The organism is Streptomyces sp. NPDC006140 (assembly GCF_040628815.1).
In the GTDB taxonomy this organism is placed as follows: domain Bacteria; phylum Actinomycetota; class Actinomycetes; order Streptomycetales; family Streptomycetaceae; genus Streptomyces.
The window spans coordinates 248,303-269,397 of sequence record NZ_JBEXTS010000006.1 but is presented as its reverse complement, the minus strand read 5'-3'; the positions used below and the strand labels follow the sequence as shown (position 1 = coordinate 269,397).

Genomic DNA, 21,095 nt, shown 5'->3' with positions numbered 1-21,095 from the left:
AACGGGCCCTGGTACTTCTCAGCCCGGGGGTCTGGTCGATTCGATCTACATTCTCCCCGTGGCACATGCTACGCAGGAACTGATGAAGTTTCTGCATTCTTCGAGTGCATTGGGGTTGAGTGGTCCACGAAGAAGAAGTCTCTACTCGTGCTATACGAGGAGTTTGTGCAACAGAGGGAAATGCATGAATATCGACTCCCTAACCCCCTCCACGTTGCTACACTTGAAGCGGAAGAAGTATTCCGCTATCGGATAACCAATGAACTCACCGTTATGACCCCATACGACATACCGAGGGAATATGCGGAGGTTCTTGACGGGGCAGCCACTAATGGTCAACGTTGCTTCAACGGAATCATGTACCGAGCACGCTTCGACCCGCGCTTGCAGCCGCGAGCTCTAGCCCTGTTCGACGAGGAAGGAGAAAAAGACTGGGTGAGCTGCACGCCTAACGATCTCAACCGAAGCCTTATCGATCAGTTGAAGAACATGGGGATAGACATTGAGGTGGCAGATATCCCTCCAACTGATGTAATGCGCTGAGAAGGCTTCGAGAGTCGCCTCTGTAGGCCATCGCCGTTCTCAGGGGCACCGCCCGGCGCACAGCTGGCGGCGGCGATCGGCGCAAGCTCGGGCGGGTGCACACCGGGGATCCTTCCTTGGGAGCCGGACCCCCCACAGGCCGGGCGGCGCTACGGCCTGCGGCACAGGGCAGCCCGGCGGCGTACGGGGCCCAGGGGATTGCGGGAGCGTCCGGGGCGCGAGGTGGGGCGCCGGCGGGCAGGGGCGTGTAGGCCCTGCGCCGTCAGACAACAGGGGGCGGTTGCGGTGGCTGGGCCTGGCCTGCTGCGTTCGTCGACGTCCGGGTCGCGCCTGCGACTGCCGCCATGTCGCCAGGATCGCTACGCCGTAGAACGAAGATTTTGACCAGGGCGAGCAGGCTCGGGCCGCAGAGGAGGGTGGACAGCCACCAGGACTCCGGAGCCACGTACACGCCGCTCCCGAGCATCGCCAAAGCGACCACCGCACCGACAACGAGTTCTGTCACGTGCCGACGGTGCGCGCGCTGCTGCTGCCATTCTACCTGCTTCTGCTGCGCTGCCTCGCGTTGCATCTCCAGACGGACCATCCGCTCACGGTGCTCGCGGCGTAGTGACGGCTCCATCGCCGCCATGGCTGCCGCGAGGTGGGCAGCGTCCAATTCTTTCCACTGCATGGCCACTTGCAGCGCTGCGGAAATGACCGGGTCATTCTCCGGCCTGGGTTCGGCGGGCAGTCGTTCGTCCGTCGTCACCGGTTTGCTCCCCCGTCACCGCTTGTCGCCGGGCTGGAGTCGTGTTCGAGGCCCTCCGGCGGGGGGCCGAGTCGCACGAACAGCCGAGCCAGGGTGCTGTTGATCGTTTCAGCCGTCTCCGCGGCAAGGTGCCGTCGCTGCTCTGGTGGCAGGTCTGCGTAGTAAGCCTCGGCGTCGTTGAACTGGTCGCCGTCCGAGTCCCGTTCTGCTGGTCTTCCCGTAGCCTCTCGGGCCGCCGCAGTGAGCAGGTCCACGAGAGCAGAAGCAGAGTGTGCCTCGCTCGCGTAGTACCCCATGTTCGACAGAATGCTGGCGTGTTCGGCCAAGACCCGGCGATAGAAGTCATACCGCGCTGCGGCCGGAGACCTGGACAGAATGGACAGGTGCCGCAGCTCGTCAACTGAGGAGGCGACAGTGTCCGCCTCGCCAGGCTGAGCCCCGTCATGTGTCGCCGCCTCGGCCCCATCAGATGACGGCGGACGAGCGGGTCCCGAGTTGTCCCGGACGGGGTGGCCGTACTCGCCGGGCTCCAGCATTTGCAGTCGTCTGATAGTGACCGGTTTGCCGCGCAGCTTCGCCAACGCCCGGACCGTCAGCGCGTGCAGCTTGTTCAGCAGCACAGGCCTCGCCCCCCCTAGGCCACGGCAGATGTGGAACGTCGAGCCTACCGGCGTGATCCTCGTCAAGGGGAAGTTTCCGGCTGGACGGCCGGTGGGCAGGGCGTGTACGCCTGCGCCGCCCGGGCACTGTCTCGCTACTTCCACCGGCGCGACGGCCACTGATCTCGATGAACTGGTCAAACTGCCCCGCGGTAGGAAGGCGTGCGGTCAGGGTTTCCACCTGGTCCCGCGCTCCCACCTTCCGCAACCGCGTGCGTAGGGCCCTGGTGCGCTCCGTACAGCGGGGTCACCATCGCTCAACTGGGCGGGCCCCGAAGGGCGTCAGCCTTCACTCGATTGAGAGGCACCAGCGTGGGGTTCAATTAAATTGCCCCAGCTGTGCACAGTCTTGGGCACCGTTCCTTCGGGCACAGGCTCGCCAGTCCTCGTCCGTCCGGCTGACCTGAGGAAACGGAGGAAAGCCGCAGTACACATTGCGCCGTGCTTCCTGGGCCGCCTGACCACGGGGCCGCACACCTTCCCAGGGTGAAGGGACCGAAGGGACCGGGCGGGGCGTGGCGCTCCGGTCTGCGGCACAGGGTCGGCCCGGCGGTGTAGGCCAGACGACCTTAGGGAAAGACGGGGCGGCGGGCCGCCATCGGCGCCTAATAGGACGGGCGGTACGCGCTCACCAGCAGCGTGTCGGCGGTGCGCGGCCCATTTTTGGTGGCGGCGGGCAGCACATCGACGGTGATCCTGGTGAACCCGGCCTCGTCAAGCAGCTTGGTCCAGACATGCTCCTGGAGCACCCAGCGGCGCATCGTGGCTTCCTCGCCGTCCGGTGCCTTCGCCGGGACTTCGGCGGCCACCACATCGGGCTGGGCGGGCGTGCCGCTCAGGTAGTGGGCGAGAGTTGCGAACAGCAGCCGCCCGCCCGGCTTGAGGGCGGCGGCCGCCGCCGGCAGCAGCTCGCGCGGGTCGGTGAAGTCGAGGGCGCCGAAGACGCTGTACAACACGTCGTACGAGTCGCGCATCGCTTGCAGGTGGGGCACCGCCTCGGACCGCACGATGCGCAGGCGCGGCGCGAGGTGGGCGTACAGGTCGGTTGCCATGGCGTGCTGGGCGGGCGAGGCGTCGATGGCGATGACCCGGGCGGGCTGGTGATGAACCGCCAGGTGTGCGGCGTGCCGACTGGCTCCGGCGCCGAGGTCGCCCACACGGCGGCCCGTCAGGTCGCCCAGGGCCTCCGTGCCGGGCCCGGCGTCCTGGCCCCAGGTCCAGTAGAAGGTGTCGGGAACAGCGCGGTCGCTGGAGGCCCGAGCGCGGCCGTAGTGGTGCCAGAGGTCTGCGGTGCTGGATGTCACCCGCCCCATCCTGGCGGCCGCCACCCGACGGCGGGCGACTTCGGCGAGATCTCACCTCGGGTGTGCTCCGGGGGGCCTGGCCGTCCGGCTGGAGTCCCCCGAAGCAGCCCGCGCTACAGCATGGTCAGTGCGAGTCGTTGCCGGGGTGGCACGGGCCGCACTCGGCGGCGTCCGCCCACAGTGACAGGTCGACCTCCCAGCCGTCGGCCGCGATGATGTGGGCCGTCTTCATCACGGAGCCGTCGTTCTTGAAGTCGACCTTGGGCACGTGGTGCAGGAACTCGCCGCCGTTGAACTTCTCGCACAGTTCGGCGTACGCCACGGTGTCCAGGATGATCGTGTGGACGCCGATGTCGACGAGCGACGTCCCCGGCCAGCCCTCATACCGTGGAGGACCCCCAGTCTGTGCGGTGTGGGAGGGACACGTGCCCGTAGACCCGCTCTGGAACAGCACGACAGCGCTGGAGTTAGCCGCGCAGCGGCACCCGGGCGCGCTCATCCGCCTCGGACGCGAGCACCGCTCCTGGACGCTCGCCGCGCTCGGAGACCGGATCGGCTGCTCACCCGCCACCGTCTCTCGTCTGGAGCGTCGCACACGGATCGTCGACTGGCCCTGGTTCACCGCGCTGCACTCGAAGTCGGCGTCCCCAGACACGTCCTGACGACTTCTCTGGCGCCACCCCCCGCGACGAGACCGGCGGCCACTAGAGTGACCGCCAGTCAGCGTTACGCCGAGGAGGACCCCATGCGCCGCCGTACGCTGCTCACCGCCACGGCGGCCGCCGTACCGGCCGCCCTGCTGATGGGCCTGGACGATGCCCTGGCCGCCACCCCCGCCCCGCCCGGCGCCGGCCCCCTCGACGGCCGCCTGGCTGGCGCCCGCACGCTGTACGACAAGGGCGCGCACACGCCACTCCTCGCCGCGCTGCCCGACCTCATCGCCGACGCGCATTCCGCCGCCGCCTCCCGCCGCAGTCTCGACCAGGCCCGGCTCTCAGCTGTGTACAGCCTCACCTCCGCTGTCCTCATCAAGCTCGGCTCGTACGACCGTGCCCGGCTCACCGCGGACCGCGCCCGGACCTGGGCTGAGATTTCCGGCTCGCCGCTCGCAGCGGCGGCCGCAACACGGGAGCTGGCCATCGTTCTCCGCCACCAGGACCACACGGACGCCGCCCAGCGCCTCATGTCATCAGCGGCAGCCGAGCTTGAGGCGACCGGGCTGCACACCGACGCCACGGCGGCCGCGTACGCGCAGATGCTGTGCACCCTGGCCTACACTGCCGCCCGGGGTGGACAGCGCACCGAGGCCCTCGCGATGACGGAGGAGGCCCGCCGCGCCGCCCGCCGCCTGCCCCAGGTCGTCCCATCGGGCCGCCTGTTCAACCTGAGCCCGGCCGCTGTCGACCTGTACGCGGTCGGTGTGCACTGGGCACTCGGTGACGCGGGCGCCGCCCTGGAGGCCGGGAAGAATCTGCGGCCCGAGCAGTTCCCGACCGCGGAGCGCAAGGCCCGTATGAGCACCGACATGGCGCGGGCCTGGTGGGCGTGGCAGCGGCCAGAGCAGACCGCCCGCGCTCTGCTCGACGCCTACCGGGCCAGCCCCGGTGAGGTCCGCGACCGGCCCGCGATCCGCGGCATCGTCAACGAACTGGCTGAGCGGCACCCGCGCACGAACGGCGTGCGCGAGCTGCACGCCGCGGTGACGAGGGCGTAGCGGAGTAGCGGCCGGTGGGGGAGAGAGACGCGTGAGGTCGGGTGGCCTGTCACTACTGGCGGACTTCAAACAGCTTGGGGCGCTGCCATCCGCGCACAGGCGGGGCTACCAGCTGGAGGCCCTGCTGGAGCAGCTGTTCAGGCGGGCGCATTTCCGCGTCGACCGCAATCCGGCCATCGCGAAACCGAGGCAAACGGATCTGGTGGCCCGCTACGGGGACACCTGGTATCTGATCGAGGCCAAGTGGCTCAACGAGCCGGCCGACATCGACGTGTTCGACACGGTCCGCTCCCGGATGCAGCGGGCCGCCTCGTCGGCTGTCGTCGGCGTCATCATCAGCGTGAACGGCTTCACCCCCTCGGCAGTGGAGGACCTGCGGGTGCACCGGAACCGCGGGCCGATCCTGCTGTTCGGCGAAGAGGAGCTGACGCAGGTCCTGGGCACACCGAGGTCACTGGTCAACCTCCTGCACATGAAGCGGGAGGAACTGATCACCCACGGCCGCGTGCACCTGGCCGCCGCCCCAAAGCCTCGGCGCCGACGCCGACCGGCCACGGACCTCCCAGGTGCGGAGGTGCGGCTGCTCGACCGTGACCTACAACCGCTGCCCTACGTCACGTCGGGGGGCGGGTTCGGTGAGTTCGCGTTCGTGCAGGAGCTGCCGGACGTGGACTGGGCGTTCGGCAGCGGCAGCGGTGTCTCTCTCGACGTGCCGGTCCGGCCGTTTAACGAGAACGGCATCGTGGAGCTGCTGTACGGGCTGAATTCGATGGGGTGGACCAGTACCGAGCCGCGCTGGAACATCCAGCAGTCCGGCGCGAACTGGCACGGTGTTGGCGCCAGGGAGTTCGCCCGGGCGCTGCGCGCGTGGAGGCAGCGCGAGAAACGTCTGGACGACGCGCACCACACCGAGCAGGCCACGTACTTCGACACGTGCCAGGGCGGAGGCTTCTACACGCTCACTGCCAGCATCGCCGTCCATCACTTCCGGCCGGTCTACGACTGTCGCCTGTCGTTCCAGCTGCCCGGCGTCCCCGTGGACTTGCAGCCGATCCGGCACCTGTTCGAGCAATTCGACGCTGAGGCGTTCAGCTACTTCCGTCCGCTGAGCAGTCCGGCCGTCGTGCGACATCACCCCGAGGGGAGGGTGGCGCTTAATGTCGTCGGATTCGTCGCCCAGCAAAGCGACCTGGACTTGGAGGAAGCAGACGGTGCACCTGCGGAGTGGGTGACTGGCCTCGTGGTGAGAAATCCGCACCGTGGCGAGGACGGCAGGCCCTCGCCGGAGGAGTGGCCGGGCCTGGTGGAAGAGAGCGAACTGCTCCTGTGCGCGCTGCGGTCGCACCACCAGCTCGGTGAGACCAAGTCGGAGTACCACCTGTACTCGTGGGAGTACGCACGCACCTCTGACGTGCTGGTCCTGCGAGCGGTGGCGGATTGGTAACACCGCGCTCGTGCGAGGTTCTGCGCGGAAGGACGAGGCGGCCTGGTCCCTGTTTCTCCGTGGGAGAAGATCGCCGACGAATGGAATAACGTCCTCTGGTTCCCCTCGGAAGCTGGATCGGGCCTGATGGACGTCGAGATGAACCTCGTTCTCGACTCGATCGCCAGTAGCATTTAGCTTTACTGGTGAGCTCGCGTATTCAACTGTCGCCAGTTCCCCGAGGAACCCAGCCCACTGGTGACCGTGTGTGATCTCCAGCGGCGTATCGACTCCGGGTGAGCTGCTTGTGCTGGTCCGGGGCCGGTGGCGTTCAGCGGCGCTCGGCGAGGACCTGCCGCCAGGGTCCTCCGGCGTCGCCGGGGCCGCTTGGGCCTCGACCCCGGGCAGCCGTGATTCAGCGGTACTGCTCCGGAATTTCCATCTCCTCTGAGCCGTCGGAGACGTACTCCATCCCCGGGTTCTCAACCTCGGCAACGACGATCCAGGGTCTATGCCCCTCCACTTCGCAGACCGCGTGCAGGCGCAGTTTCGCCTCCCAGTACCCGTCCACCCAGTCTCCCGGGTCTTGGAACCAGCTCGGCGGCTCGGAGTTATCCATCTGCCGGTGCACGAAGTTGCCGCGCTCCAGGCTCCGGATAATGCTCTGGCGGCCGGGCGCGGCAACCCCGTCGACCCCGGGGCTGAATCGGGCGGGCCCCCAGATCACCGACGGCAGCTCCGTACGCATAGCTTCGTCGTAATGCGGTCTGGCTGAGTGATCCCGTCCGGCCTCGTCGCGCACCGTGAGGGTGATCGTGTCGAGGTGATCCAGGCCGACTGGGCCGGCGAGTGTGGTGGTGAGCCTCAGGCGGTTGGAGCCCACGCGGATCAGGCTGAAGGACAGCTCAGGAGTCAACTCGCGGTGCCAGCGGTCTCGTTCGATCTGCGCCACCTCTCGCGCGGTGTCAGCCGAGTCGGCAGCGGCCGCCGCCGCTTTGCGGGTCGTCCAGAACGCCATGAGCGCGGCGACCACCACCCCGACCGCGGTAACAATGGCACCGAACGCCGTCCAGTCGTCAGTGTTCATGGCGCCGGACCGTAGCAGCAGCGGCGGCCGCACCCGGCCGCTAGGTTCTCCACATGGACTCAGGAGACTGGATCGCTCTAATCGCGGTCGTTGTGTCGGTCGGCGCCGCCTTCATCAGCGCATGGCAGGCCCGAATCGCTCGCACATCCGCAGATGGTCAGATGGAGATGGCCAAGCGGGTGCACCGCGAACAAAACGAGCCCTACGTCGTCGTCGACATCGAGCCCTACCAGCCAGGCTCCCCAGCCATGGTCCTGGTCATTGAGAACATAGGCCCCACAGTAGCCAGAAACGTGCGGATCAGTTGCGACCCGCCGATCGTCTCAAATTGGGGCGATGACCTGACCGCAACCCTGCAACAGATCATGTCGCAGACAATCTCAGCGCTGCCTCCCCGAAGGCGCCTCGTCTATCTCTTCGACGACCACGACCGGTGGCGTACCGACCTCCCGACCGCCTACACGTTCACTGTTCAATGCGATGGACCTGAAGGCGCAGTGGAGGCGCTGGAGTACATGATCGATTTCGGGTTCTGGGGGGATTCGTTGATTGGCGAGCGGCCTACCAAGCGGCTGGAGGAGGAGCTAGACAGCATCAGCACCGTGCTAGGCAAGCTGACCGACAGTTACAAGCTGGCTGCTGCCCCAATGATCAGGGAGGAACGGCAACGTCAGGCGGACGCGTTCAGGGAACGAAGGAACCGGGTACCTCGCCCTCCCTCGCCGAACCCTCCGAGCGGATCGCCAGACGCTTGAACTGGTGTGGGTAGCTCAGGGCAGGTCAGCACTGCGCCCTCGTGGCTGCCGACCGGCCTTGGTACTGATGGACTCGCGTAATCAACTGTCGCCGGTTCCCCGAGGAGTCCAGCCCGCTGGTGACCTTCCGTGATCTCCTGGGGCGTATCGGCTCCATGTGCCGCCAGTCTCGTTGCGGAGCCGGGTGGTGGTCTTGTGGTGGTAGCCGAGCGCGTCCGCGACCACGGGGGCGGGCATGTCGAGGAGCTGCTGGCGGATGGCGGCGCCGCGGGCAGCTGCTGCCGGGATCCCGATCTCGTTCAGCAGAGCGGACAGGTGATCCGGGCGGAACGGCTGGCCGGCCCTGCGGCCGGGGAAGAGCCAGCGGGACGCGGGGTTGGTGGCGGTGTTCATGTTGTCGCGGTGTGCGATGTGTTCCAGCAGCAGGTCGACGACCGATGTGTTCCAGCAGCAGGTCGACGACCGGCTCAGGGATCGGTGAGGGTGACTCCCCGAGCCGTAGCAGCATGGTGTCGCCGTCACGGATGACGTCGTCGAGGGTGAGTCGGACGATGCGGCTCACGGGCTGCGCGTAGAGGAGCACGATGACTCCGGCGACTCGGAGCCTCATCGGTGTCTCCGTGTCGGTCAGTAGTCGGCCGAGGGCGTCGAGGCGCTCGTCGTCGCTCATTGCGACCCGCCGGGAGACCTTCATGGCCGGAATGGAGAGGAAGCCTGGGCAGCGGCGGGTCTGCATGGCCCAGTTGAGGAAGGCTCGCAAGTGGTGCGGCCGTGTTCGGTGTTCTCGGCCCACCACGCGTCGATGTCGAGCTGGCCGCAGGACGCGAGGTTGGTGTTCCGTTTGCCGAGCCAGTGCAGGAAGGCGGTCGCGTACTTGATCTGCTCGGCGGCGAACCGGCGGATGCTCGGTGTGATGTGGCTCCGCTCAGCGCGGGCCCGCAGCCGGGGGAGAACGCGCCAGGTCGCGTAGAGCTTGATCATCTTGGCGTGCTCGGGGTCGGCGATGCCGGCCAGATGCCCGGAAGCCAGCGCTGGAAGGAACAGAGGTACTTGTCGGCCGCAGGAAGGACTCCGCACGTCATCAGGAGTTCTTCCAGGTGAGCGGCGGCCCGCCAGGGCTGGAGCTCGTGGAAGGCATCGTGGGTCAGTGGGATCTCGCCGAGGCCGAGCCGACGCAGCAGCTGTGAGGCATTCCCCGGCTGGCCGCGGCGCATCTCCAGCCAGGCCAGCCCGCTCCTGGGCTTGTCCATCGCCACCAGCAGGTCGAACAGCGGGAACAGCGCGCGACGGATGCGGCCGGTGCCGTCGTCCAGGAGCGCGGTGAGGCGGTCCGTGAGCGTGCAACGTTCGCAGAGCCGCCCGTGCAGGAGCTTGCCCTCGAAGCCGCAGCGTGAGCAGTCGAAGGTCTGGGAGAAGCCGGCGGCAGGTGGTACAGATCGCTGCCCCATCACCGGGGCGGAGCCCGGGAAGGGTTCGGTCCTGGCCGCATCCCGGGCAGGTGCCGCGTGTCCGGACGGCGTGGTCCGAGCAGGTCCGGCAGACGTATCCGTCCGGCCAGGTGCCGGCCTTGTGCCTGCGGCGGCCGCAGCGGCAGCACTCGGCCATATACCAGCGCTCGTACTGTTCGTCGGTGGCGTAGGGGCGGGTCATGCGTCAGGCAGGATGCGGGCGGCGCGGGGGCGGAGCTTCGCGACGTTCGCGGGCGGCGCGGGCAGGTCGCCGGTGGCAGTCTTGCGGACGCCGGCGTTCTCGGCGGTGGTGGCCACCAGGGCAGCCGGGGTGCAGGAGAGGATGTCGCAGAGCGCGGCCATGACCTGCAACGAGAGGCGTTCCGGGGTGCCGGACACCAGGCGGTGGACCTGAGAGGCGGACAGGTCGATGCCGCGCTCGCGCAGCAGTGGCACCAGCTCGGTCGCGGTGAAGATCTGGTGCTGGGCCATGACTTCGCGCAGCCGCCAGGTGTAGCCGACCTTGCGTTTCATGCGTGCCTCCCGGCCCGGGTTTCAAGGGCCGCGGCGATGGTGGAGTCCAGGTGCCGCCGCAGGGTGCGTGTGCGGAAGTCCGAGGACACGCAGGTGTAGAGCGAGGTGGTGCTGGCGTGCTCGTGACCGACCTTTTCCTGGACGAAGCGCGGGTCCCAGCCATCCTCGATCAGGTGGGTGACGTAGGACCTGCGGAGGGAGTGGAAGTCGAGTCCGTCGTCCAGGCCGAGGGCCTTGCGGTAGGCGATGAAGCGGGAGTTGAGCCGCTGACATCCGATCCGCAGGCCCCGTTCAGAAGGCCAGGCCGCTGGGTTGTTGTCAGTGCCGAACAGCGGGCGGACCTCGGTGAACCACTCGTCCAGGACGTCCGGTGTCCAGTCGAAGACGGTCAGCACCCCGCGGCGTTTGGGCGGCGAGCCCTTCTTGGCCTTGCCGAACCGGACCTGGCAGCCGCCGTACTGGCCGAACTCGCCGCCGTGCGGGTTGCGGCCGAAGTCAGCGGCGTCGAGCATGCGTGTCTCGTTGCGCCGCGTCCCATAGGCGTAGGCGGTCTTGAACAGGGTCGCGTCGCGGAAGGCGGGCAGCCAGCCCTTGCGGCCGAAGGCCCGGATCCGGACAACCTCGTCGTCGCAATGCGCGAAGAAGGCGTGCAGCTCAGCCTTGGTGAACGCGCGCTTCTTCGCGTCCGCCTCGTTGTCCTGGACGTGCACCGCGGTGTTCCACTCGTGCACCACCTGCACCGGATGAGTGCCGAAGCGCTCCTCGCAGGTCGCCGTCCACTCGCAGAGCGGATCGGTAATGAAGTGGCAGAAAGCCCGCACGGCCTCGGAGTACGAGCGGATCGTCGAGCGCTTCAGATCCCGCAGGGAGCGCAGGTCGCCGAGCCACTCGTCGACCATGGCCGGCGTCCACAGCCACGGGTAGGCGTTCACGTAGGCCGCGAATGCCTTCACCGTGTTCTCCCGGCCCTCCACGGTTGTCCGGGCCAGATTTCGGGCGAGCTGCTGGTTGGCGAAGCCGGTCAGCATCGCCGCGAAGACCTGTTCCTCCGGCCGCAACAGAGGCACTCCGTCGACCAGATGCAGCCCCGCCGCTCCTGGCACCGGCCCGCTGAACCCCACCATTCCGCCACCCTCCGTCACTCGCATCAGGTGCGAGAAAACCGCATCCGATGCGAGAGAGCGGCAAATCCGCAGGCCAGCCATCCATACGAGTGACACAGCTGGCAACCACGAGCTGAGCCCCGGTAGCGTCAGGTGCTGCTTCAGGACCACAATCACCCTGGTCACGGCGATGAATCCGGCATCCTGCCAGGTCGAATCACAGACCATCGCGAGTTCGCATCCGATGCAATTGGCGGCGCTCGGAAAAACGGAACAGTCATTGGCGCTGAGCACTTGATCTTGGGCCCGGAGTCCTAGCCCGGACACCAGGTAATAAGTAACCCGCCGGTAGCTTCAGGGCTTCGTAACTGCGATCTCTGGGAAGCGCGCTTACCCGCTCGATGGGTGCTTCCACTCGGCATGCGCGCGGCTCGCCACGCTCAAGAGCACAGCTCGAAGGGCTTCACGGTTCCGGCCCCGCCCTTTCAACGCGTGGCAATTGGGGCATAGCGCGACCATCTGCACTGGGTGATCACGGCCGCCTGCAGCGATCTCCACGATGTGGTCGACCTCTAGGATGGGCTGCCCGTCATCAGTCACATCGGTCGGCTGACCTCCACAGGTAGGGTTTTCGCACCGTCCCCGACACCGAAGGAGAACAGCCTTTCTGGCCTCTGCCAGCCGGACAGGGCGGTTACTGGTCTGTGCTGCGCGGCGGCCGTACGTTGCTTCTTCGTGCCGCTCCACCGAGTTGACGAGCTTCCGATACTGGGTGATCGCCTGCCGGTCTTGGGAAGTGTGGACATCCGCAGTGGCTGGCGGCTGAACTGGGGCAGCGGGAGCGCTGGTTTCCATCAGCCGGGAACTGTCTTCGCATTGGCGGTGTCTCGACCGGCCCTCAGCCAGACCGGTACGGCCACATACGGAGCACCGGCGCTGTTCATGCGCGGGGCTTGTGGTGGTCATGGCAGCAAGGACAACGTCCGGGCCGGTGCGCTCGTCGGGCTTGGGTTCTCCGTGCTCTGCCGTGGTCTCCCACGCGGTCAGGGCAGAGAGGGCTTCCTGATACCGCTGACGCGCTGCCATAAGGCGGGAGTTGGCGGCGGATAGATCAGGTTCTACCGTGCTGGGCTCTGGTGCAAAGCCAATCTTCACCCATCGCTCGTAGTGGCCGTTCTCAGCCTGCTCATACTCTCTCTCCGCGATCCGAAGCTGCTCTTTGCTCCTTCGAAGCTCGAATCGCAGTGCTACTTGCCTGTCTACTCTCACCCTCGTCTTGTACGGATCTCGCTCGTTGCTCACGCGGTGGGCTCCCCCTTTAGTGCAACCTCCGGGCGAATACCCTGGTCTCCTAACCAGCGGCCGAAAGGGCCGATACTTCCGGAGCTGGTGGCGTTGAGGACGCCCGGCCCCTTCGTACGGTGCGGTGACATGGGGATCACTCGGTGCCTCCGTCCCGGGCCTGCGCGAGCAGATGGACCACCACTTCGTCGGGGCCATCCTGAGCGTGGCGGGCCAGGTCGTCCAGCACGTTGTCTCCATCGAGGACTTGCCGGGCGAGGCGCTCCATCAGGCCCGGCTCGTTGCTGCTGCCGGGGCCAGCGATGCGGGCACGGACCGGGCGGCGGGGACCGATGGCCTGCGTGTCGGCGGGTGCGCTCCCCAACTTCGGCCAGTGTCCGGTACAGCGAGGCGACCGACGGGTGCTGGCCGGCGTTCTTCGGCCAGGTCACGATAGCGCGGGGAGAGGTTATAGCCGAGCATGGAGAACAGGCCGAACACGATGTCGGAGTATGAGGCGTTGACGGTGGCGACCATCTCCGACTTCACCCCGGCGTCCAGGTTCAGCAGGGTATCCAGGATGTGCAGATGGTCGCGCGGGGTGCCCTGCACGACCATCTGCCCGATGCCCGCGACCTGGTCATTCACGGCGTTGAGCCACGTGATGTCGCGTTTGAAGTGGTAGTACTTCGGCGACGGACCGGCGTTGATGGTGCGCTTGGGCAGCACGAACTGCAGTCCGTCCACGGAGGCGAGCAGGCCCTCGCCCCAGTGCGCCACGATCGGCACCTCCACTTGGGCTTCGATGAGGCGTGCGTTCGCCGCGGCGATGGTGTCCGCCCGGAGGTAGTACTGATCGACGTGCACCAGCCTGGCCCTCGTGAGCGCCTCGTCGTTCGCGTCGACGACGGAGGTAAAGCCGACGTTGCACGCCTCGGCGACCAGAAGAGTTACCAGGGAGGTCTTCAGGTTCTCCATGCGGGTGCGGCCGTCGCCGAGGTGCACGAAAGCGTCCATCCGCAGCGATGCCCTGCTCATGCTCGTGCACGACTGATGAACCGGTGACAGGCTTCATCTCGTGCTCCCGGAAGACCAGTCGGCCGAGCTGGGCCTCGCTCCGAACTCCTGTCGCACGTACGTCACCCCCGTGGTGTCAGCGCGGCGGCAAGCAGCTTCGGATACGAGGCCCCGCCTGCGCCGGTCCGCGAAGATGTAGGCGGCGGTTGCCGCATCCATGTACGGCGGGTAGCGGAACTCGAGTGGGACTTGTTCGTCCGTCGGCTCGTACACCTCTGCCTTGGCCTGGGGGCCCCACGGGCTCGGCTTCTGAGTCAGCTCCTCCAGCACGTCCTTCAGTTCTGAGGCGAGCCGGGCCGCGCGCCTGGAGGTTTCCTCGATCTGCGTGTCTGACCCGGCCCATGGCCAGGGGTGGGCGGCGGACAGTGCGAGCGAGAAGGTTTCGGCGAGGTCGCGCAGATGTGCTGCCAGCTCACCGGGCTCCACGGGGTTACCGCCCAGCATCAGGTACCCGGCGGCGGTGTGCAGGTGCTCTTGCGCGCGGGCCAAGGCGCCGATGGTGTCGGGATTGAGCGGCCCGAAGTCCGGCTCGCTCTCGGCCTCGAAGGACATTTCGCCTCCCGGCCTTGGGGCCTTGTCCTCGACGTCGCGCGCTGTCTCCTCTGCCATGTCGCGAGCTTATCGGTGGGTGAGATCAGGACTCAGACTTCCGTGATCTTGCCTGGTTAGAAAATTTCCTAGACACAAAGAAAGGTTGAAAGATATCCTGTGTTCAGGATTTTTCTTTCACTCCAATGGGGGGATCAGCATGGGCGAGCCGTACGCGTTCGACGGCAAGACGTGGGACGACCTGCGCAAAGCGGTCGAGGAGAACGGCGGAGTGCTCCGCATCTACATGGCCAGCCTTCGGGAGCTGCAGAACGCAGGCCGACTCGGCATCCACGTCCGCAACGAGATCAGCCGCCGCCTCGCCGGCGCCGGCCTGGGCCACCTCCCCGACGAACTGCCCCCGTACCAGGAGAACGAGGTGGTCGTGTTCCAGCTCGGCACCCCGGCCGCCGACGTCGTCGAAGCGGTACGCGGCGACAACTTCGCCCGCGCCGAAGACGCCCTGCGCCGACTGAACACCAAGGGCGACGCCGAGAAAATCGCCGCCATCGCAGCCATCCTCAGCGGCGACTGACCTCGCTGGCCATCCCCGGCCAGCACACCACGACCCAGATTCGGGGGGATCGGCATGACCGCCGAGCAGCACGATCACGATCCCGAGGCGCCCGCAGAGCCGGAGGGCGGCCAGGGCGCCGACCAGGAGAACGACGAAAAGCAACCGCATCGGCGGAGGCGCCACACCATCCGGGAGTTGTCCGAGGAGGTCGAGAAGGCCACCGGCAGGCCGAGCCCGGGTATGGCCACGCCGGGGACCTATGCGACCACCGAAGCCATCCGCCAAGCCGTCGGCAGCCCCGTTCATCGGCAGCTCCGGGACTCGGCCGCAGCCCGCCTTGCCCTCGATAGCCCTGTCCAGCGGCTACTCCGGGACTCGGCCGGAGCCCGCCTGCTGGCCCTCGACGGCCCTCTCCACCGGCTGATCCGGGACTCGGCCACAGCCCGTCTGTCCATGAGTCGGAGCCTGACCACCCTGGCCCCCGCCCTGGCGGAATTGGGCGCGGCCCGGGAGGGCGCGATCAGGTCCGCAGTACAGGCGAACCTGGCACTGCAGTCCACACTGGACAATCTGGACCTCCGGCACCTCATGCCCGGCGGGGCCCTGAGCCGCAACCAGGCCTTCCGCCTCGCCGGTTCGACACTGTGGGAACGCCTGCAGGCCCTCGACCCGGAGAACTGGCGCGAGGAACAGCTAAGGCGCCTCGACATGCTCCCGATCATGGAAGAGGGCATCCCTCTGGTGTGGACGCCGCCGGCGGACGTGATCCGTGACCTGCTCGACGCGCCGGACGCCCCGGCCCGCCGCAAGGTACTGGAACAGCAGTCGACCGCCGTCGTCGAGCACTGCCGAACCATCCTCAGCCACGTCGTCCGCGATGACCTGACAGCAGAAGCCGACTTCCTCACCGACTGCCTGGACTTGATCAGCAGCGGCAGGTACGCGGCCGCCCAGGCCCTCGCTTCCTCCGTCCTGGACACCGTGCTGCGCGCCATGGTCCGAGCGGACCCCAGCCTTCAGGGCAGGAAGGGCCAGTTCCACTTCGAGAGCCTGGCCGCGCAGCTCCCGAAGGCCTCACCGGACACCCTGGTCGGCCAGTTCCGCGCGTACTGCGTCCATACCAGCATCCATAAGGCCTACGAGCCGTACTTCGGACCGCCTGTCCCCGAGGAGTACAACCGTCACGCGACCGCCCACGCGGCGGGCCCGACGCAGATCACGCTCGCCAACGCCCTCGCCGCGGCGATGCTGGCCGTCGGCATGGTCCGGGAACTGGAGGAGACGCAGCGGCCTCTCATTCCGGCCGGATGACCACGGCCATCGCCGACAGACGGCGGCCGGGGAAGACAGACTGTCTTCCCCGGCCGGCACTCATCCCTGCCGCCGGCGGTCAGGCGCCAGCTCGTGCGAGTTTGGCCCTGGCCTGCTCGACGATTTCCTTGCACGTGGGGCACAGCGGTCCGGCGCCCCGCTGTACGGGTCGCGGGCCATGACGACCACGCCGCGGGCGTCCTCGAGGACGGCGTCCTCACCGTCCGGCCATCGTGCTAGCCACCGGGGTGACCACGCTCACGCCCTGGGACGTCCCGTGGATCGAGGCACCGGACGCCGGGTGGTTGCCGCCGCTGTGGCGGGCGGCGGCCGATGACCTCAAGGAACGCCGGGTCGTAGTGCTGGAGCCGACCGGCCGCTGGGCACCTGGCTACGCGCGCGCCCGCAGCCATGGTGTACTTCAACGTCCTGTTTGACGAGGCCGACCAGTACAAGATCGACGAGGTCGCCGACGAGCAGGGTATCCGTCTCGAGCTGCACGCCGCCGTGGCGACGGCCCACTGACCCAGCCCGGCTTCAGCCGGGAAGCCAACTCCTCTTCGTGGCGCGCCACGCTTCTCGTACCGTGGCCCCATGCCCGATGGCCCGCCCCCGCCTCCGATCCTCGTCGCTCTGCCTCGCTACGACCAGGCGGGCGTTCGACCATGAGTCGGAGGGTGTGGAGGCAGCCACCTCGTCGCTCAGTCCTGCAGGTCCGTGGCTGGTGTTGCGTCGGCTGGGGTTCGTGTCTGGCTGGCTTGATGGTGGCTTTCGATCCATGACAGGCCTCCGAGATCGAGCCGGCTGCGGGCGCGGGTGACGGCAACGTAGGCGAGGCGGGCGTCGGTGTCGCTGACAGGTTCCGGAATAGGACGGCCCTCGCGGTCGTGCTGGTTGGTGTCTCGCGGCTCTGGGAAGTCGGCTGCGATCTTCACTGTGGGCCATTCGCGCCCCTTGGCCTTGTGGGCGGTGGAGACGGTGACGTCGGCGGTCGACTCGTCGGTGAGTTCCTCGACGGCCGTGAGGATGGCGTCGGGCCCATGGGTGTCGACGAGATCGACGAAAGGCTGGAGATCTCGGCCGGCCGGGTCGTAGGCGGCGTAGTCCTGAAGTTCGCCCCAGGAGGCGAACAGCACCAGCTCGGGGTGGTTCGTGCGGTGCCCCTCCTTGAGATCGCGGGCGGCGGTGGCCAGCGCGGCCAGTTGCTGTCCACCCCGGGTCAGGGCGACACGCTGGTCTTCGGCAAGCAGCCGCATGACTTCGGCCATGGCTCCGATGTTGGTGCGGCACAAAACCACGTCAGGACGGGCTACGTCGCCCACTTCAGCGGGGATGGTGTCCGTGCCGGTCAGCCGGATGGGTGCGCTGGCGAGGGCAAGCCACCGGTTGGCCTGGTCTGCAATCTGGGGACCGAAGCGGAAGGAGCGTGTCAGGGTCAGCTGTGCCGCGTCGAATCCGGTCATCACGTCGCGGGCACCGCGCCAGCCGTAGACGGCTTGGGCGGAGTCGCCGACCATGACGAGCTGAGCGTGGTCGCGTTGGGCGGTGAAGACCTGCTCCAGGACGGGGTTGGTGTCCTGGGCTTCGTCGAGGAAGAGGAAGTCCGCTTCGATCTTTGGTCGGGTCAGGGCCCACATCTTCAGGTAGTGGTCGTGCTCGAAGCGGACCGCGCCCGGCTCGGGGTCTTGCAGGTCTGCCCATGCTTTGGCGGCGAACGGAAGGATTACCTCCGCCAGGTGGGTGTGCTCCGCAGGCATGTCCAGGCCACGCAGGCGCGGCACGTGGTGGCGGGCCAAGTCGCGGTCAGCGGAGTAGCAAAAGCGTGTCACCGTCCGCACGACGGCGTTGGAGAGCGTCCGCTGGGTCAGATCGCGCTCTCCGATGCGGACGGGGCGGGTGATGCCGAGGGCCTGACCGGTTCTCCACGCGGGCTGGCGCGGGCTGCTGAGGCGGCGGGCGTAGCGGTGACCGAGGGCGGCGTAGGCCGTGGCGTGGGCCGTCTTGCACCGCATCGTGCTGGGGAAGCGACCTGCGGCATCTCGGGCGATGTCCTTGTTGAAGGCCAGGTAGCGGCCCTGGCGTGTGGTGCTGGCCGCTAGGAGGGCGAGAGTGCTGGTCTTTCCGGTGCCGGCCCCGGCCTGCAGGACGAGGTGGTGGCCAGCTTTGAAGGTTTCGACGGCGTGTGCCTGTTCATCGGTCGGGGTGTGCAAGAGGAACTCCGTGCAGCAGGAGAGAGAGCGAGTAACGGGAAGGCCGCCGCACAAGGCGCCGTGACGCAACGGTCAGAGTGCAGCAGACGAGTGACGGCGGCTGAGCAGACTGGCCGCGCAGGACAGCGCCTCTTCGCGGGTGTGCTGGTGGAGCAGGCTTTCCCGGTGGGCTGTCAGGGGGGGTGGTGCCGTTCTCGTTCGCTGCGCTCGACGGCTTGGACCAGACGCTGGCCGAGGTATTCGCGGGGGGCTTGACGGGCGCCATCGCGGCCCTGCGAACGGCTCTGGTGGCTGAGCGCCCCAGTTCCGGGTTGGGCAGAAGGTGGCCGCTGCGGTCTGGGTACTGGCGTGGCCAGGACAACGACGGACGGCTGTCCACCGATCCAACGCCGCATCCGGTGCAGGCCGCCCTCCGGGCTCTTGGCGCTCTGCATGGTCATCAGCCGTGTGCGGTCAGCGTTACCGGCGAGCGCCACGCGCTTGCGGGCGCGGCGCAGTTCGCCGCACGAGGCGGACCTGGTCAGAGTGATCTCGGTAGCGTAGTGCCGACTCAAGCCCGCCCCTCCCGGTGCGGATGGTCCGCGCGTGCGCCCCGGCGTCTGAGCGTGGGCAGCCGGGTGTGGATGTGGCCACTGTGCAGGAGCGAGTCGAAGCTCTCCCAATCGGTCATTGCCAAGTCAGCGGCGGTGGGCGTCGCGGCGTGCTGCGGGCAGCGCTGTGAGCGCCAGCGCAGTTGCTCCGCGTAGGGCAGGGCGGTGAGGCTGTAGACGGCCATGCTTCCGGCAGGCAGGGCCAATTGGCCGACGTGCGCAGTGACCGGCAGCAGGGTCCACTGCCCTCCTCGGGTCTCGGGCGCGAGCACGGGACTCGTGCAGCGGTGGCGGCGCCTGGTCTGGGCAACGCACTGGATCTCGTCGACGGGCCGCGCGGCAAGGTAGCGGACGTACAAGATCTGCACAGTCGGCCGAGCCGGGCGGCAGTCGGCCGTGGCTGGCGGCTCATTGCCAGCAGGAGCGATAGGTGGCGGGGTGAAGGCACCAGCGTCAATCATTCGGCGGGTATTGACGGCCAGCAGCCGCCGTAGTTCGGCGAGTTCCGGGGCCGCCTCCGGGGCTGGCCTGGCGGGACACAGCACGGCGTGGGACAGGCGGCACCAGCGTCTGCCGTCCTCCGAGGGGTGGGCGACGCCAGAGCTGACGGTCCAGCGGCAGGCGACTGGCACGGCGGTCACCGGCACTTCCTGGGGGTGCAGGCGGACGCCGCGCTGGCTGCTGCGCTGATACCACTCGATCCGGTTGCCGCAGTCGCGACACCGATCGCTCTGGCCGCAGCGCAGCAGTCGGCTGGCCGCGTGGGGCGCGACGCGCAGGGACCGGCGAAGGGGGACACGGACCAGGCTGCCGTCCCAATGCCGGGCAGCAGAAGAAGGGGGTGTGGAGCACATGCGGGCGAAGCTGCCAGCCAAAACGCCGCCAGAGCGGGACCTACACCGCCAAATCACTCAGGCGGCCCCAACCCGGGCCACTCATGTGCGAATTAGCGATCAGACATTCGGCATCGAATGCCGGTCCGGGTGATTTTGCTGCACGCGGCAGATCACCCACTCAGCCCTCGAGCGAGCCAGGCAGGTCATGACCCTGGCACAGGCCGCTGAACAAGTCGTCGAGCGGCGCATTGAGGGCGTGCGCCAAAGCGTGCCAGGTCTTGAGGCTGCCAACAGTGCGGCCCTGCTCGATCTCGATGAGGGTCCGCCTGGCCAGGCCACTTCGGGCCGCGAGCTCGTCATAGCTCCACCCCCGCTTGGCCCGCAGACGCGCGAGCTTCAGACGCAACGCGTTGAGGTCCGGCTCGGGCGGCAAGATCGTCACCCGACCATCCGACGGTGCAGAGCACTGCCCTGTCAGTGCAGACCTCTGCCCTATTTCCAGGGACGGGACGGGACAACGGTAGGGCAGGAGTCTGCACTACCGTGAGCGGCTATCCCTGCTCATCTGGGCCGGGATCGACATGGGAGGCGACGGGAGGAGCAGGCACCCATGAGGTTGCGCACACCCTGCCCTGCAACGACACGCGCATGGACCGTTGAGCTGCGTTCCCATCCTGGCGGCATCACCCTCGTCTGCCCGAACTGTCCGCACGATGGCGATCGCGTAAGTCCCGCTTCTGCCCGTACGGCAGCCCTGGCCCACCTCGCCCGGCACGCCCGCACCGATCTATCCGCGGTCCATCTGCGCATCTGCCAGTGCCACGAGCGGGGATGCCGGTGGCACGCCCGCCACCGCGGCTGCGCCGGCCCCATCCGGCTGCTTCTGGCCCGGGAACGCGGCGGTCGGCTTTGGCGGCTGGCCGATGCCTGCACTGCCTGCGCGGCGGCCACGGAGCAGGCCGCCGTGGTGCCGGACACGATGCTGGTCTCACCACAGCAACCGCCCAGTGCCGCCCGCCGGCGCCGACGCTCGACCAAGGGGCCGGGCGACCTAGCCCGAGTAGCCGAGATGCTCAGCTACCTCGCCGCCGCGCTTCCCCCCGGCACCTCGGCAGAGGCCCGGCTGATCGCCCTGCAGTGCGCACTGCGCATGGATTCCCACATGCGCGTCCGGCTGCCAGTGGGCGTACTACGCAGTCTGCGCATCAGCACCCAGAAACCATGGCAAGAGCTGGAGCAGGGCCACTGGCTACGCGCACTCCCCAACCCCAGTCCGGGCACGGTGATGGCCGAACTACAGGACCCCGCACTGCTTGGCCAATCCCCCTCCCGCCCGGACCGGCAGCGCGCAGCGGATTGGGCAC

Annotated in this window: 21 protein-coding genes and 3 pseudogenes; 7 read left to right on the top strand and 17 right to left on the bottom strand. The window is 67.9% G+C overall.

All coding sequences use genetic code 11. The features are described 5' to 3' along the window. Positions 1-147 precede the first annotated feature (147 nt). On the top strand, positions 148-543 hold the full coding sequence (locus ABZ386_RS18695) for a hypothetical protein (RefSeq protein ID WP_358965174.1): 396 nt from the start codon (positions 148-150) through the stop codon (positions 541-543). Positions 544-805: 262 nt separating this feature from the next. On the opposite strand, the gene ABZ386_RS18690 is transcribed toward ABZ386_RS18695, so the two are convergent. From ABZ386_RS18690 to ABZ386_RS18675, 4 genes and pseudogenes are all read right to left on the bottom strand, one after another. After that, positions 806-1,294 carry a hypothetical protein gene (locus ABZ386_RS18690; RefSeq protein WP_358965172.1) on the bottom strand — a complete coding sequence of 163 codons (489 nt, stop codon included), beginning with the start codon at positions 1,292-1,294 and terminating at the stop codon, positions 806-808. Next, complete coding sequence (locus ABZ386_RS18685; RefSeq protein ID WP_358965170.1) at positions 1,291-1,914, bottom strand: hypothetical protein; 624 nt, start codon at positions 1,912-1,914, stop codon at positions 1,291-1,293. Before ABZ386_RS18685 ends, ABZ386_RS18690 begins: the two co-directional genes overlap by 4 nt. Positions 1,915-2,558: 644 nt before the next feature. Continuing rightward, positions 2,559-3,257, bottom strand: coding sequence for a class I SAM-dependent methyltransferase (locus ABZ386_RS18680; protein WP_358965168.1), 699 nt, complete (start codon positions 3,255-3,257; stop codon positions 2,559-2,561). A 124-nt stretch (positions 3,258-3,381) separates the two neighbouring features. Further along, a pseudogene (locus tag ABZ386_RS18675) lies at positions 3,382-3,618 on the bottom strand (hypothetical protein); the annotation flags it as partial. A 64-nt stretch (positions 3,619-3,682) separates the two neighbouring features. Between ABZ386_RS18675 and ABZ386_RS18670 the strand changes: the two are divergent. The 3 genes from ABZ386_RS18670 (at position 3,683) to ABZ386_RS18660 (ending at position 6,415) form a co-directional block, all read left to right on the top strand. Beyond that, entirely contained in the window at positions 3,683-3,919 is a 237-nt protein-coding gene (locus ABZ386_RS18670; protein ID WP_358965166.1) for a helix-turn-helix transcriptional regulator, read from the top strand. A gap of 83 nt (positions 3,920-4,002) precedes the next feature. Further along, positions 4,003-4,971 (top strand): transcriptional regulator, encoded by a 969-nt coding sequence (locus ABZ386_RS18665; protein WP_358965164.1) that lies wholly within the window; start codon positions 4,003-4,005, stop codon positions 4,969-4,971. A gap of 31 nt (positions 4,972-5,002) precedes the next feature. Next, positions 5,003-6,415 carry a restriction endonuclease gene (locus tag ABZ386_RS18660; protein ID WP_358965162.1) on the top strand — a complete coding sequence of 471 codons (1,413 nt, stop codon included), beginning with the start codon at positions 5,003-5,005 and terminating at the stop codon, positions 6,413-6,415. 394 nt (positions 6,416-6,809) lie between these two features. Here ABZ386_RS18660 and ABZ386_RS18655 read toward each other — a convergent pair whose 3' ends face one another. Next, on the bottom strand, positions 6,810-7,481 hold the full coding sequence (locus ABZ386_RS18655; protein WP_358965160.1) for a hypothetical protein: 672 nt from the start codon (positions 7,479-7,481) through the stop codon (positions 6,810-6,812). A gap of 53 nt (positions 7,482-7,534) precedes the next feature. Here ABZ386_RS18655 and ABZ386_RS18650 point away from each other — a divergent pair, with 53 nt between their 5' ends. Next, positions 7,535-8,236, top strand: coding sequence for a hypothetical protein (locus ABZ386_RS18650; RefSeq protein ID WP_358965158.1), 702 nt, complete (start codon positions 7,535-7,537; stop codon positions 8,234-8,236). An 81-nt stretch (positions 8,237-8,317) separates the two neighbouring features. Here the strand turns inward: ABZ386_RS18650 and ABZ386_RS18645 are convergent, their stop codons facing one another. The 8 genes and pseudogenes from ABZ386_RS18645 to ABZ386_RS18610 form a co-directional block, all read right to left on the bottom strand. Further along, positions 8,318-8,629 (bottom strand): hypothetical protein, encoded by a 312-nt coding sequence (locus tag ABZ386_RS18645; protein ID WP_358965156.1) that lies wholly within the window; start codon positions 8,627-8,629, stop codon positions 8,318-8,320. A gap of 297 nt (positions 8,630-8,926) precedes the next feature. Continuing rightward, positions 8,927-9,217 (bottom strand): hypothetical protein, encoded by a 291-nt coding sequence (locus ABZ386_RS18640; RefSeq protein ID WP_358965154.1) that lies wholly within the window; start codon positions 9,215-9,217, stop codon positions 8,927-8,929. Then, a complete protein-coding gene (locus ABZ386_RS18635; protein ID WP_358965152.1) occupies positions 9,214-9,684 on the bottom strand; it encodes a hypothetical protein in 471 nt (156 codons plus the stop codon). Before ABZ386_RS18635 ends, ABZ386_RS18640 begins: the two co-directional genes overlap by 4 nt. A 198-nt stretch (positions 9,685-9,882) precedes the next feature. Continuing rightward, entirely contained in the window at positions 9,883-10,218 is a 336-nt protein-coding gene (locus tag ABZ386_RS18630) for a helix-turn-helix transcriptional regulator (RefSeq protein ID WP_358965150.1), read from the bottom strand. Then, on the bottom strand, positions 10,215-11,342 hold the full coding sequence (locus tag ABZ386_RS18625) for a site-specific integrase (protein ID WP_358965148.1): 1,128 nt from the start codon (positions 11,340-11,342) through the stop codon (positions 10,215-10,217). The genes ABZ386_RS18630 and ABZ386_RS18625 overlap by 4 nt, the downstream gene beginning before the upstream one ends. 369 nt (positions 11,343-11,711) lie before the next feature. Next, on the bottom strand, positions 11,712-12,176 hold the full coding sequence (locus tag ABZ386_RS18620) for an HNH endonuclease signature motif containing protein (RefSeq protein ID WP_358965290.1): 465 nt from the start codon (positions 12,174-12,176) through the stop codon (positions 11,712-11,714). 858 nt (positions 12,177-13,034) lie between these two features. Continuing rightward, positions 13,035-13,619, bottom strand: a pseudogene (locus tag ABZ386_RS18615) (Tn3 family transposase); the annotation flags it as partial. Between the two features lie 54 nt (positions 13,620-13,673). Then, entirely contained in the window at positions 13,674-14,288 is a 615-nt protein-coding gene (locus ABZ386_RS18610; protein ID WP_358965146.1) for a hypothetical protein, read from the bottom strand. A gap of 139 nt (positions 14,289-14,427) precedes the next feature. Here ABZ386_RS18610 and ABZ386_RS18605 point away from each other — a divergent pair, with 139 nt between their 5' ends. Both ABZ386_RS18605 and ABZ386_RS18600 read left to right on the top strand, forming a co-directional pair. Further along, positions 14,428-14,802, top strand: a complete 375-nt coding sequence (locus ABZ386_RS18605; RefSeq protein ID WP_358965144.1) for a hypothetical protein — start codon at positions 14,428-14,430, stop codon at positions 14,800-14,802. Positions 14,803-14,856: 54 nt separating this feature from the next. Beyond that, a complete protein-coding gene (locus ABZ386_RS18600) occupies positions 14,857-16,095 on the top strand; it encodes a hypothetical protein (RefSeq protein ID WP_358965142.1) in 1,239 nt (412 codons plus the stop codon). Positions 16,096-16,796: 701 nt separating this feature from the next. On the opposite strand, the gene ABZ386_RS18595 is transcribed toward ABZ386_RS18600, so the two are convergent. The 4 genes and pseudogenes from ABZ386_RS18595 to ABZ386_RS18580 all read right to left on the bottom strand — a co-directional run bounded on the left by ABZ386_RS18595 (position 16,797) and on the right by ABZ386_RS18580 (position 20,173). Further along, entirely contained in the window at positions 16,797-18,305 is a 1,509-nt protein-coding gene (locus tag ABZ386_RS18595; RefSeq protein WP_358965140.1) for a UvrD-helicase domain-containing protein, read from the bottom strand. 550 nt (positions 18,306-18,855) lie between these two features. Further along, positions 18,856-19,254, bottom strand: a complete 399-nt coding sequence (locus tag ABZ386_RS18590) for a hypothetical protein (RefSeq protein ID WP_358965297.1) — start codon at positions 19,252-19,254, stop codon at positions 18,856-18,858. Positions 19,255-19,359: 105 nt separating this feature from the next. Next, positions 19,360-19,749 (bottom strand): annotated as a pseudogene (locus tag ABZ386_RS18585) (DUF6083 domain-containing protein); the annotation flags it as partial. Positions 19,750-19,909: 160 nt separating this feature from the next. Then, positions 19,910-20,173, bottom strand: a complete 264-nt coding sequence (locus ABZ386_RS18580; RefSeq protein ID WP_358965138.1) for a helix-turn-helix domain-containing protein — start codon at positions 20,171-20,173, stop codon at positions 19,910-19,912. Positions 20,174-21,095 lie beyond the last annotated feature (922 nt).

Excerpts from the sequence above, each read along its gene's own strand:
- ABZ386_RS18640 (WP_358965154.1), bottom strand. The coding sequence starts at position 9,217 with ATGATCAAGCTCTACGCGACCTGGCGCGTTCTCCCCCGGCTGCGGGCC.
- ABZ386_RS18635 (WP_358965152.1), bottom strand. The coding sequence starts at position 9,684 with ATGGGGCAGCGATCTGTACCACCTGCCGCCGGCTTCTCCCAGACCTTC.
- ABZ386_RS18655 (WP_358965160.1), bottom strand. The coding sequence starts at position 7,481 with ATGAACACTGACGACTGGACGGCGTTCGGTGCCATTGTTACCGCGGTC.
- ABZ386_RS18610 (WP_358965146.1), bottom strand. The coding sequence starts at position 14,288 with ATGGCAGAGGAGACAGCGCGCGACGTCGAGGACAAGGCCCCAAGGCCG.
- ABZ386_RS18650 (WP_358965158.1), top strand. The coding sequence starts at position 7,535 with ATGGACTCAGGAGACTGGATCGCTCTAATCGCGGTCGTTGTGTCGGTC.
- ABZ386_RS18620 (WP_358965290.1), bottom strand. The coding sequence starts at position 12,176 with ATGGAAACCAGCGCTCCCGCTGCCCCAGTTCAGCCGCCAGCCACTGCG.
- ABZ386_RS18665 (WP_358965164.1), top strand. The coding sequence starts at position 4,003 with ATGCGCCGCCGTACGCTGCTCACCGCCACGGCGGCCGCCGTACCGGCC.
- ABZ386_RS18645 (WP_358965156.1), bottom strand. The coding sequence starts at position 8,629 with ATGAACACCGCCACCAACCCCGCGTCCCGCTGGCTCTTCCCCGGCCGC.
- ABZ386_RS18630 (WP_358965150.1), bottom strand. The coding sequence starts at position 10,218 with ATGAAACGCAAGGTCGGCTACACCTGGCGGCTGCGCGAAGTCATGGCC.
- ABZ386_RS18605 (WP_358965144.1), top strand. The coding sequence starts at position 14,428 with ATGGGCGAGCCGTACGCGTTCGACGGCAAGACGTGGGACGACCTGCGC.
- ABZ386_RS18600 (WP_358965142.1), top strand. The coding sequence starts at position 14,857 with ATGACCGCCGAGCAGCACGATCACGATCCCGAGGCGCCCGCAGAGCCG.
- ABZ386_RS18625 (WP_358965148.1), bottom strand. The coding sequence starts at position 11,342 with ATGGTGGGGTTCAGCGGGCCGGTGCCAGGAGCGGCGGGGCTGCATCTG.